The sequence below is a fragment of the Brumimicrobium mesophilum genome (assembly GCF_003025005.1).
GTDB classification, from domain to species: domain Bacteria; phylum Bacteroidota; class Bacteroidia; order Flavobacteriales_D; family Crocinitomicaceae; genus Brumimicrobium; species Brumimicrobium mesophilum.
The window spans coordinates 1-12,102 of sequence record NZ_PVSS01000001.1; the positions used below are offsets into that span (position 1 = coordinate 1).

General features: G+C 33.5%; 9 protein-coding genes. 4 read left to right on the forward strand and 5 right to left on the reverse strand.

Translation table 11 applies throughout. The features are described 5' to 3' along the window. On the reverse strand, nucleotides 1–455 hold a 455-nt coding region (locus C6368_RS00005; RefSeq protein WP_107037436.1), incomplete at its 3' end, for a hypothetical protein. A 385-nt stretch (nucleotides 456–840) separates the two neighbouring features. Between C6368_RS00005 and C6368_RS00010 the strand changes: the two genes are divergently transcribed. The 3 genes from C6368_RS00010 to C6368_RS00020 all read left to right on the forward strand — a co-directional run bounded on the left by C6368_RS00010 (nucleotide 841) and on the right by C6368_RS00020 (nucleotide 7,023). Then, nucleotides 841–1,299, forward strand: coding sequence for a hypothetical protein (locus C6368_RS00010; protein WP_107037122.1), 459 nt, complete (start codon nucleotides 841–843; stop codon nucleotides 1,297–1,299). A 108-nt stretch (nucleotides 1,300–1,407) separates the two neighbouring features. After that, nucleotides 1,408–5,790, forward strand: a complete 4,383-nt coding sequence (locus C6368_RS00015; RefSeq protein ID WP_107037123.1) for a CusA/CzcA family heavy metal efflux RND transporter — start codon at nucleotides 1,408–1,410, stop codon at nucleotides 5,788–5,790. Between the two features lie 45 nt (nucleotides 5,791–5,835). Continuing rightward, on the forward strand, nucleotides 5,836–7,023 hold the full coding sequence (locus tag C6368_RS00020) for an efflux RND transporter periplasmic adaptor subunit (protein ID WP_107037124.1): 1,188 nt from the start codon (nucleotides 5,836–5,838) through the stop codon (nucleotides 7,021–7,023). Nucleotides 7,024–7,145: 122 nt separating this feature from the next. Here C6368_RS00020 and C6368_RS00025 read toward each other — a convergent pair whose 3' ends face one another. Then, nucleotides 7,146–7,949 carry a hypothetical protein gene (locus C6368_RS00025; RefSeq protein ID WP_159038327.1) on the reverse strand — a complete coding sequence of 268 codons (804 nt, stop codon included), beginning with the start codon at nucleotides 7,947–7,949 and terminating at the stop codon, nucleotides 7,146–7,148. Nucleotides 7,950–8,063: 114 nt separating this feature from the next. Here C6368_RS00025 and C6368_RS00030 point away from each other — a divergent pair, with 114 nt between their 5' ends. Further along, entirely contained in the window at nucleotides 8,064–8,438 is a 375-nt protein-coding gene (locus C6368_RS00030) for a hypothetical protein (protein ID WP_107037126.1), read from the forward strand. Nucleotides 8,439–8,687: 249 nt separating this feature from the next. Here the strand turns inward: C6368_RS00030 and C6368_RS00035 are convergent, their stop codons facing one another. The 3 genes from C6368_RS00035 to C6368_RS17425 all read right to left on the reverse strand — a co-directional run bounded on the left by C6368_RS00035 (nucleotide 8,688) and on the right by C6368_RS17425 (nucleotide 11,953). Beyond that, a complete protein-coding gene (locus C6368_RS00035) occupies nucleotides 8,688–9,230 on the reverse strand; it encodes a DUF4287 domain-containing protein (RefSeq protein WP_107037127.1) in 543 nt (180 codons plus the stop codon). A 277-nt stretch (nucleotides 9,231–9,507) separates the two neighbouring features. Further along, the gene (locus C6368_RS00040) at nucleotides 9,508–10,155 is read right to left on the reverse strand and encodes a DUF2459 domain-containing protein (RefSeq protein ID WP_107037128.1); all 648 of its coding nucleotides are present in this window, start codon (nucleotides 10,153–10,155) and stop codon (nucleotides 9,508–9,510) included. Between the two features lie 934 nt (nucleotides 10,156–11,089). Then, nucleotides 11,090–11,953: a YciI family protein gene (locus C6368_RS17425; RefSeq protein WP_107037437.1), complete on the reverse strand. Its 864-nt coding sequence runs from the start codon at nucleotides 11,951–11,953 to the stop codon at nucleotides 11,090–11,092. Nucleotides 11,954–12,102 lie beyond the last annotated feature (149 nt).

Sequence of the window (12,102 nt, forward strand, 5' to 3'; positions counted from 1 at the left end):
TCTTTAGTTTTTAGAATATATTCTTCCATTCCTTGTTGTACGGCAAATGTATCGGCAGAACGCTCTGCTTCTACTATCGATTTCGCAGAAAAAAGATATTTTAATCCAAACCAAACTAGGTTTAATTTGCTTCTGTTTTGGTAATCCATTATGTGTCCAAGTTCGTGACCAATCCACCCAATCATTACATCTTTTGGGACATCTATTGTTGAAAATTCTTGATCCGAAATTTTAAATTTCTCGCTAATCAGAATTATGTATTCTCGATTCTTCCTGCTTTTAAAGAAACTACCAATCTTAGGTCGAGCTTGCATTGTGGACTTCTTAATGTTCTTTTTGAATCTAATTTCTAGGTTAATTTCTTTTAATTCAGGATAGAAACTCAAAGCTGTTTCAGCCTCACTTATAATTGATTGAGGGATGGAAATTTGAGCATGGTTTGATGAGTTCAGCATAAAGAAATAAAAAATTAATAATGTTCTACGAAGCATTTTAAAGTGTGAAAATTAATAGAATTAATTCAGTTGAAAAACCAAATTATAACATAAAGCTTAAAATAATAATTATTAATTAGCTAGTGGGTGTTTTGGGTGGGGTTTAGTATTTATTAACGCGTTGGATAATTGATAATTTCCAAAAAAACTCTTTGGATTATACCCTTAATTTAACAGTTTTACTATTTCAAATTGTTTCTGACTATGAGCTAATAAAAATAGAGATTCTAATCTCATTTCAATTGCAGAGAGGAATAAGTTCCCACTATTTAAAAACAGAATAAATAACATTATAGAAAAGTTAAAATCTTCAACATTAGATTTAAATTAATACCTTTACAATCAGATGACAGCAATTCGTTATTCCATATCACTTTTATTAATCGTAGGCTATATCGTTGGACTTACCAACAATCTTATGCCTCGTTGTGAAAGCGATTATGAGCATCAACAGCACGTTGTTTCTATTCATACCAACCATTTCCATGATTCAACCAATCCAACAGAAGCACATATTGGACACGAAGCACATGACGATGAAACTTCTATGGTGAATATTCTTCAACATATTTTTGATGATGTAGATGATCCAAAAGAGAAATGTGAATTCGGTTTTTTTGCAAATGTTCATCACCAAAACGTCAATGTTAATTCACTGGCAATTATCGCAGTTTTAAAATACCCTAAGTTTTTTATTCCAGCATTTGAATCTTCCTTAGGATTTGTTGAATATTCAATTCCCGAATATTCTCCACCGGAACTACTGAGCTCACAGCAGCGTGGACCTCCATTTTTTCTTGTGTAAAATAAGAATTGTCTAAACGACAGTTCATTTTGGGCTTTCTATAAAGTCCTTAATCGACGGAATTATACTTTTTTAATTCCATTACATTTTAATTAAATACAAGAAAAAATGATTTATAGAATTATATCATTTTCCATCAATAACAAGTTAATCATCGGGTTAATGACCTTAGCCATCATCGGTTTTGGAATTTTCTCAATGCGCACAATCAACTTAGGATCCGTGCCTGACATTACGAACAATCAAGTTCAGGTAATGACAGTTTCACCCAATTTATCTACAGAAGATATAGAACAATTCGTGACTTATCCTGTAGAAGTTGAAATGGGGAATTTGCCCGGAGTTCAAGAAATTCGTTCGATTTCACGCTTTGGTTTATCCGTTGTAACTATTGTTTTTGATGAGGAAATTGGGACTTACCATGCCCGACAGTTGGTACAGGAAAAACTAATTGATGTACGTCAAAATATTCCCGCGAAGTTTGGAGCGCCAAGCATGGGACCAATCACTACAGGACTAGGCGAAATTTATCAATACAGTATTGAAGTTGAACCAGATTATGATTCACTTTATACTTTAACGGAATTGCGGACGGTTCAGGATTGGATCGTTGCAAGACAACTTACACTTATCGAAGGAGTAGTTGACGTAAATGCTTTTGGTGGGAACGTCAAACAATATGAAGTAAGTATTGACCCAGACAAATTAAAAGCGATGAATGTTACAATTAGTGATGTTTACACAGCTTTAGAGGAAAACAACACCAATACCGGTGGAGCATATATCGAACGAAATAAAATGGCTAACTTCATTCGTGGGGAAGGACTAATTCGCTCTTTAGATGATATTCGCAAGATTCCTGTTAAATCGGAAAACGGAATCCCTGTTACCATTGGAGATATCGCTGAAAACATCGGATTCGGACACCAAGTGCGCTACGGAGCTTTCACAAAGGATGGAAAAGAGGCTGTTGGTGGAATGGTTTTAATGTTGAAAGACGCCAATCCCAACAAAGTAATCACAAATGTTAAAGAGCGTATTGAAAGAATACAATCTTCCCTTCCTGAAGGGTTGAAAATTGTTCCTTATTTAGACAGAAGCCAATTAATTGCAAGAACAACAGATACAGTTGCTACCAATTTAATTGAAGGAGCGTTAATTGTGATTTTCGCTTTGGTGATTCTACTCGGAAGTTTTAGAGGTGGTTTAATTACAGCAACTACCATTCCTTTGGCTTTATTATTTGCTTTTATTCTCATGAAACAATTCGGTGTTTGGGCAAATCTAATGAGTTTGGGTGCAATTGATTTTGGAATCATCATAGATGGAGCAGTAATTATTATTGAAGGAACTGTTTTTGAAATTCAGCGAAGAATCAAAAAAGGGACACTCCATTTCACAAGAAAAGAAATGGATAATGTAGCCATTGAAGCCAGTAACACCATGATGGAATCAGCATTTTTTGGTCAAATCATTATCCTAATTGTCTTTATGCCTATTTTATTTTTGACGGGTGTTGAAGGAATAATGTTCAAACCAATGGCTTATACATTTGGATTTGCCATGATTGGGGCTATTATTTTATGTCTGACTTATGTACCAATGATGTCCGCTTTATTTATGCGACCTATTCAAAACAAGAAAAGTTGGTACGCTAAATTTGAAGTAAAACTTGAAAGATTTAGCAATGCAATTATTGGAGGAATCAATAAGATTTATCACCCAATTTTGGAAGCTGCAATGAAATTCAGATTAATAGTAATTGGAATCGCAGCTTTGATTTTAGGAATGACCATTTTCACTTTTTCAAGAATGGGTGGAGAATTTATTCCACAATTAAAAGAAGGAGATTTGGCGATTCAAGCATTGATTCGACCAGGAAGTAGTTTGGAGGAAATGATTGCCACTTCTACTAAAATTGAAAATACATTATTGGAAAATTTCCCAGAAGTTCTTTCGGCTGGTTCTCGAATTGGGGTTGCGGATATCCCAACTGATCCTATGCCTATGGATATTGCCGATATGTTTGTGATTTTGGAGAAAGACCACAGCAAATGGACAAGTGCTGAAAGTGAAGAAGAATTGATCGGAAAAATGCAAGAGAAATTAGCAGAAGTACTAGTCGGTGTTAACATTGTTTTTAGTCAACCCATCGAATTAAGATTCAACGAATTATTGACAGGAGTTCGAGAAGATGTGGCTATCAAAATTTATGGTGAAGATTTAGACGTTTTGAACGAAAAAGCAACAGAACTCGCTGAATTAGTAAAAAACATCAAAGGTGTAGGAGATGTAAATGCTGAAAGAACATCAGGTCTACCGCAAATTAACATCAAATTTGACAGAGATAAAGTAGCACAATATGGAGTTTCGATTGAACAATTGAACACCTATTTGAGCACAGCTTTGGCTGGTGGCGTTGCAGGAACAATTTACGAAGGTGAACGCCGCTTCGACTTGGTAGTACGCTATGGTGAAAACTACCGCTCTTCAATTGACGATATCCGAAAGTTATTTGTGGATTTACCGAATGGTTCTCAGGTAATGTTAAAAGAATTTGCAACGATAGAATACGAACCTGGTCCAATGCAAATATCAAGGGACGACACTTACCGTCAGACTTATGTTGGTGTAAACACCAGAGGTCGAGATGTAAAATCCGTGGTGACTGACATCCAAGAGAAAGTAAAAAACGAACTCAACCTTCCTCCAGGATACAACATTTCGTATGGAGGGCAATTTGAAAATTTAGAAAGCGCTACAAATCGCTTAATGATTGTTGTTCCAATTGCACTGGTTTTAATTTTCGTTTTACTCTATTTCGCATTAAAATCATTTGCACAATCCATCATGATTTACATCGCCATTCCTTTGGCAGCTATTGGAGGAGTTTATGCATTATGGCTGCGCGATATGCCATTTAGTATTTCTGCTGGAGTAGGATTTATCGTTCTTTTCGGAGTCGCTGTTTTGAATGGTTTAGTACTGATTAATCGATTTAATTCTCTAAAAATGGAAGGTATGATAGATATTAAGGAAAGAATTTTCACGGGAACGAGAGAAAGAATTCGACCAATTATGTTGACCGCAGTAACAGATATTTTTGGATTCTTGCCAATGGCATTTTCCGCTTCAGCTGGTGCTGAAGTTCAGCGACCGTTGGCAACCGTTGTAATTGGAGGAATGATTAGCGCAACAATACTCACATTAATTGTCTTACCTATTTTATACATGTATTTAGAAAAAAGAAAGATGAAAACAAATCGAAATCCTAAACTTGCGATGGGAATCGGAGTATTATTTATTCTCGTTACACCCATGTTCAAAGCACAAAATACACTACAGGAAAGTTGGCAAGAAATTTCAATTGAAGAAGCCCAAGAACAAGCGCTAAAAAGATGGCCTTTGTTGAAAGCAAAACAATTAGAAATTGATCATCAAAATGTATTAAAGAAAACAGCTTGGGATTTAGGAAACACCACTGTTTATACTGGAAAAGAAGAAGCTGGAAATGGCGAAAGTGGAGTTTATACTCGAATAGGAATTCAGCAAAGCAACATCAATTTGTTTGGAATTGGGTCGGCCATAAGACTTCAGAATGAACAGGTTATTTTAGCCGAAAAAGCTTTAGAAATATCTCAAGTTTCCATTCGATATGAAGTAAAAAAAGCTTGGGCTGAAGTTTATACAAGCCAATCCACTTACAAAGTTTATCAAGCTTTGGATTCTGTGTTTACGAAAATCAAAGCCACTGAAAAATTAAGATATGAGGTAGAAGATATTTCAAATTTATCTTATTTATCTACAGCCAATGAAGCGAATGAATTGAGAATTAAAAAGGGCCAAAAGTACCATGATTACATCAAAGCTGTTCAAAAATTAAACCTTTGGTTGGTCAGTGATACAATTTATACGGCACCTTCGATTGATGAGAAAAATTTTATTGACCTCATCGAACTGAACTCTGATTCTATTACAGATCATCCGCTTCTCTCCTATCATGAGCAACAAATCAATATCTCGGACGCAAAAATAAAAAATCAAAATTCGCAGTATTTACCAACATTCAACGGACAAATTGGAGAGCAGAAAATTGGAGCACAAACTGGATTTTACACCTATCAAATTGGCGTGAATATTCCATTGGTTTTCAACAAACAATTGGGACGATCTCAAGCTGCAAAAATTGACAGAAAAATTGCAGCACAAAATTTTCAACAACAAAAAATGGAATTGAATTTAGAAGTCAATTCTGTTTATGAGGATTACTTGAAATGGAAAAATACATGGATTTATTATCAAGAAGAAGCTTTACCCATGGCGCAACTACAAAGAAAAAGTGCAATTGAAGCTTTTAAAGAAGGAGCAGTAGATTATTCAGGATTCTTACAAGCAGTGAGATCTGCAATTAGCATTGAATTGGATGCTTGGAATGCGCTTGACAATTATTTAAAACAACGTTACTTACTTGAATTTTACATCCAAGATTAATAGTTGAGAAAACATAATTATATCGATTTACAAAAATTTAGAATAATGAAATCACACATAAAATATATCGCAAGTTTAATTCTGATTATTGGGCTTTATTCTTGCACAGCAAATGAATCTGCAACAGATGAAGCAACAAAACACGTTGATGATCACGATCACGCAACAAATGAAGTTCATCTTTCAACACAAAAATTCAAAAGTTTAAGAATTGAATTGGATACCATGCAAAAACACACCTTCGAAGGAATTGTATATACCAATGGAAGCCTGGAGGTTCCTCCTCAACACGAGGCAACAATAACATCAATTTTTGGAGGTAATGTGGTTTCAATTGAAGTAATAGAAGGACAAAATGTAAAAAAAGGTCAAACTTTGGCTTATTTGAGTCATCCTAATTTCATCAATATTCAAACTGCATATTTAAAAGCATTTCACAATGACGCTTATTTATCAAAGCAATTTGACAGACAAACAAAGCTTTCTGAAGCAGAAATTGGAGCAGGGAAAGACATGCAAAAATCGAAGTCAGAATACCTCTCAAATAAAGGCGAGATGAATGGTTATGCAGCACAATTGAAACAGTTAAATTTGAGTTTAAAATACATACAAGAAGGAAATTTGTATGATAGAATTCCTGTGAAAAGTCCTATCGATGGGTCAATAGAAGCCGTTGACATTCAAATTGGGCAGTATGTTGAACAACAAACCACAATGTTTAAAATTGTAAATACAGAACATCTTCATGCAGATTTTATGGTATTCGAAAAAGATGTTATGTATGTAAAAAAAGGTCAGAAAATTGAATTCACAGTGGCTACATCTAGTCAACCATTAATGGCAGAAATCATTTCTGTTGGAAAACGTTTTGAAGAATCTCCTAGAGCAGTTCATATTCATGCCGAAATAGAAGAAAAAGATTTTAATCTTGTTGCTGGAATGTACATTAAGGGAAAGATTTATACTCAGGCCAGTGAAATTATGGCTTTGCCCGAATCTGCAATTATTACTGAAGATGAAAAAACGTATATTTTCATTACTACTCAAACTCAGGAAAAGCGAAAAGAGGAATTCGAATTTCAAATGGTTGAAGTGAAAACAGGTAAACAAGAAGGTAATTGGATAGCTGTTGATTTGTTAAAGCCATTACCTGAAAATGCTATGATTGTTCAAAATGGGGCGTATTATTTGATTGCTGAGATGTTAAAAGGAGAGACGGCGCATAGTCATTAATAAAAAATGTTGTGTGGATTTTCGTAGGGGTCTTTTGCAAAATGCCCCTACGAAACCCAACCAACATAATTTGATTTAAATGGTTAGTAATAATTTGATGAATATTGATGTCTAATTAATTGTTATTGCGTTACATTAATCGATTTCGTTCTCACAGTTTCGTTAATTAGCCAGTAGTCTTTTGCACCAATTACTTTCTTGTCGTAGTTTAGTCCAACAACTTGTGCATAACCCGAACCTTGACCTAAGTTAGCTAATTCAGCAGCAGTGAAAGTGTACGATGTATTGTTTCCTCCAACAATCACCAATTTGTCTCCGCTTGAACCATAAACAGCATACAATATTGAATCAGCATTGGCTACAGAACCACTTGTTAAGGTATAGTCACTTGAAACAGATACATCACCTGAAGTAATTGCATTGACTGTTGAAAAACCTTGATTTGTTGAAGTGGAGAATGACTCCCATGTTGATCCAGTCCCTTCCCAATCCACTGTAGAACCAAATGTTAATCCAGTTGGGTTTGTAATTCCTACCATGTAAATATAGGAATTGTTATTTTGTGCAGAAAGCGATTCACCATCAACACTAACTGTACCAGCACTTACAAATGATGCACCTGAATTTTCACTAAACACAGCAACTGCAGTTCCAAATTCAGTATCTACTGGACCAATCGGAGTATCTGTAGTGGTCATTGTTTTGATTGCAATTAATCCTGCAAATTCACCCGAAAAATTTGGCGTGAATGAGCCTGGTGAAGATGGAGTGTTTGGATCTGCAACTATGCAACTTCCATCGTCTTTCTCTGCTTCTGCGTTATAATTTGTTGCTGTAGGATCTGTACAACCTTCCTTTTTACATGAACTTAATCCCAGTCCAAACACCAACGTTAAACTTGAGATAATAATTTTTGTATTTTTCATAACTAATTGTTTTTTAGCAAATTTAGGGGTAAAATACATATTTCACAATACGACATTTGGCGTATATTGTTTTGTTTCATTTTTTTTATTTAAATTGTACTAAACAATCTTCTTATGTCAGGAACCAAAGAAAAACGATTATGTAAAGAATGCCAAACACCACTCACAGGAAGAAGAGATCAAAAATTCTGTGGTGATTATTGTCGAAACACCTTCAACAACAGATTGAATGAAGACAGCAGTAACTACATGCGAAGAATCAATAATATTTTGCGTAAAAACAGGCGTATTTTGGCAAAACTAAATCCAGACGGGAAGAAAACTGTAGACGGAATTACGATGGCCGAAGAAGGATTTAACTTTCACTATTACACCAATATTTACACCACCCAAAAAGGAAGTCAATACATTTTCTGCTATGACCAAGGATATTTAAAAATGGATGACAATCAATATATGTTGGTGCATAAGCAGGATTACGTGAAGTAATGATTAATGGTTAATTATTAATGTTTAACGCGAGTTGGTGGTTATTTAGGTTGTGATGAGTGATTTTAATGATGCAATTTCCATTATTCTCTTTTCAGACTCCAGAATAAATTTTTTCACACAATCAACTGATAAAGAAGAATCACCTTTATCCTAAATAACATTTTGTGATCCGTAAATCCCGTCTTTTAATCCTGAATGGACATGGTTTTTTTTCGTATTTGGCAAAAACACTTCACTTTAGCGTTTTTAAACTGATTTATCATAGGCTTCAGAAATCCATTCTTTTAGTTCCTTATCAATTTCAGATTTTTCAGAAATTTTCACTCTATGTGTACACATAGTTCCAAAAGGACCGGAATTTTCTAACCTTTCTGTTGTTGGTTTGTCTTTCAACTTAAACCCTAAATCAATTCTAGTTTTTGTGGCAGGTTTAATGAGCATGAATTGTTTTTTTCTAATTATGCTCACACTTCCTTTTTTCGGAGTTATGGTAATATCCTTCCCTAATGTATCAACATATTCTAACAGCGATTGATAAATTGGGAACAGATTTTCTTTGCCTCTGTATTGCGTTTCGACCAAGTCATCTGATGAACTATTTTCTTCTTTAGACAAAGTCACAATTGTGTTGGCGAATCCATGGGTAACACCATGTTCTGTCTTGAGGTATTTTACTCCTTCGGAATGTTTAGCAAAAGATTTTTCTTTGAGGATTTTTTTCCATTCATCGAGTGACTTACCTGTCTTTTCAGGCATATTGTCAATCATTGTTTTAAGTGCTGGCTCCATAATTCAATGTTTTATTTCTAAATTCTCTTCATTGCGTAAATCAATGAATGTTTCACTTTGCTTCCTGGTTCTTATTAAAGAATCAATGGTACAAGATAGTATTTTTCGTCTCAACATTCCGAATTGGAAGACAGTTTCTTGAGAAATTGATTTGATTTTTAAAGTTCTACTTCCTGAATTTTTTATTCGAAAAATGATTCAAATGAGATGAATTAAGCTTGAAATCAAAGGAAAGAATAAATACCACCACATACATAAAATACTCTACTCCATATAGTTACTCATATTTATTCATTAATCCAAAGTCAAAAGGTGTCCACAAACATGATGTCAATCCACTTTCTTTAAATCCGGTATTCACCCAGCTATTACATGTATTAAAACACGAATAACTTCCTTTTGATTTATAAAAATCATCTGCAGAGGAATATCCTTTGTTTTTAAGAATTACTTTTTTTCCTTTTTGATTTAATTCGAAAGTGTTCAGTAAGTAGCTGTTCAGTTTTTGTAACTCAGATTCATTTACTTTTATTTCAATCCAATCTGAACGTTCAGTCTGATAGCGAGTTATGTGCATTAACGTTGAACTTTTCAAAAACATAGCACTAAAAGCATTATTGAAAGTTAAATCTCCCCAAGTTGGTGTGTTTATGTAGAAATTTTCATCACCCCAACCAAACGATAAATACTTTTCGCTTCTATTGTATTTTAGTCCGGACAGAACTAAACTGTCTATATTTTCAACTGGAATTACAATATCTAAATGAACTCCATTCGTACTTAAATATATTAGTTTTTCAGGATTTTCATCATGTACAATTCTGTCAATTGTAATAAAGGAGAGAATTAAAGAAGCCATTATAAAAGTTAATGGAATAAGTAAGAAATATAAAAACCAAATAATAATTTTCTTCCCTATTTTCATATCAATTAATTCAATAATTAGCCTCCATTAAATATTTAAAAACTGACTAGCATTTAATTATTATAGAAGTTTAAAAATAGTCAAAAACGAATAAAAGTATTGTTGTGAGTGGTTAAAAATGATTACTTGTTTTTTTTATCCCAGGTAACTTACCGATAGTCTCGATTTACAACTGAATTGGATTAAATTCTTGCCAGTATCCTTTTTTTTATTCAATGCTCAATGCTGATTTTAATCAAAGAAACTAATATAACAACGGGGAATCATGATTAATTCCCTTCATCTTTCAATTTGCTTTTGAAAATATCAAAGATATGAGTACGCTTAGTTTTATAAATATAGTAGTCATAAATAAGCCATAAACTTAAGACCACTCCAAGTAAATATTTAAAATCAGAATCGCCTAAAGTATAGTATTTATACAATGTTAGCGGTAGACAAATGATTCCGACGATGAGTAAAAAGGTCTGTTTTCTATTCTCTTTCATATTTTCCATATTTCTAATCATCTACCATACTTTCTCCCTACAACCAATGTGATTGGATTTGATAAATGGCGTATTTAGGTAAATAAAATAGCAAATAAAAACTGAAAGGGGAAATTTTGAAGATCAATAATCAAAGGAATTCGAAAGCGTATGATTATGATAAATGGGTTAAAAAAAATAAAATCCAGATAACAGGGAAGCAGATTTCAAGAACTTCCGGGACTTTCAAAAAGGTGAGGTTTAACCATTTATTGAATATGTGTGTTTAACAGACTTAATTATCATTCTAACCTACAACTTCCATTAGTATAGGGTCAATATGTCGAGTCGATTTTTTACTATGTGGGCAACAAAATTGACAAATTCAATCCATTGCTCCTATATTAACCTGAATTTTCAATATGGTTATCAACCTTTGTTTTTTTTTGTTGTTTTGTCCCAATATACTATGGTTTAATTTTCGTTATTTTCTCAGAGAAGGGTATATATTCGGGAAGTGCAGCTGAACCATACCAATTATATATTTCGTAATCCAAGAGTCCATTTTTAACTGCAAGGTCGGTTTGTAGTAAATCTTTGGCTTCTTCTATCGTCTTAAGGTTGTTCAAAATAAAAATACCTCTGTAATTATTTTCATTCTCTCCCAAAGGACCTGCTACAATAAGTTTACCTTCCTCAACCAAACGGTTTATATTGTCCAAATGACCTCTAAAGCTTTTTGATATAAGTTCTTTGTTGGTTGTAGCATTTGTTCCTGTTTTCAAAATGACCAGAAAGTAACTTTTCATTCCATAATCATCACCACCTAATTTTTCGGCTAATGCCTTGTCATAATTAGGGTTTACAATTGTAGAATCATTTTTTTCTTCCTTTTGATACTGCTTTAGCATTTTATATGCAAAATTCTTTTGTTTTCCATCCGAAACCTGCACATATATCTCTTTATCATTCAATTTTTGATAAACAATTTTTTTCGGAAAATCGTGATTTGGATTTTCAAAAGTATAAATGCTATCCTGTTTTGTTAATGTAAAATACACAGCTTTACCTGAATTTTGTTTAAGGACAGTTGCGGAATAAATTATTTTATTAGTATCTCTTCTGATCTCCAAATATTCAGAAATGAACATTTGTCCGTCCTTCAAATTATATGAAAATCCTTTTAAGGTATTTTCATGGAGTTTGTCCCAATGTTCATAAACTTCTTTATTTTCCATTTTCCAAGTTCCTATTAAAAAGTCAGGGATACTTGATTGGGCGAAAGTCGATTCTACAGCAAAAAAAATTAAAAGCGTTAAAATATGTTTCATTGTTTTCATAGTTTGTTGAGGTGTCGTTTTTCCATTTCTAATTAGAGTTAATTGCGATTAAAGCGGGATCAAAAGCACTTTCCTTTCAGCTCCACTTTATGCAAATTAACATTTAATTTTTTAAATATTTACAGCCTAAACAGCTACAC

Bases quoted from the DNA above. Each gene is read 5' to 3' on its own strand.
- C6368_RS00010 (WP_107037122.1), top strand. From the start codon at position 841: ATGACAGCAATTCGTTATTCCATATCACTTTTATTAATCGTAGGCTAT.
- C6368_RS00015 (WP_107037123.1), top strand. From the start codon at position 1,408: ATGATTTATAGAATTATATCATTTTCCATCAATAACAAGTTAATCATC.
- C6368_RS00020 (WP_107037124.1), top strand. From the start codon at position 5,836: ATGAAATCACACATAAAATATATCGCAAGTTTAATTCTGATTATTGGG.
- C6368_RS00025 (WP_159038327.1), bottom strand. From the start codon at position 7,949: ATGAAAAATACAAAAATTATTATCTCAAGTTTAACGTTGGTGTTTGGA.
- C6368_RS00030 (WP_107037126.1), top strand. From the start codon at position 8,064: ATGTCAGGAACCAAAGAAAAACGATTATGTAAAGAATGCCAAACACCA.
- C6368_RS00035 (WP_107037127.1), bottom strand. From the start codon at position 9,230: ATGGAGCCAGCACTTAAAACAATGATTGACAATATGCCTGAAAAGACA.
- C6368_RS00040 (WP_107037128.1), bottom strand. From the start codon at position 10,155: ATGAAAATAGGGAAGAAAATTATTATTTGGTTTTTATATTTCTTACTT.
- C6368_RS17425 (WP_107037437.1), bottom strand. From the start codon at position 11,953: ATGAAACATATTTTAACGCTTTTAATTTTTTTTGCTGTAGAATCGACT.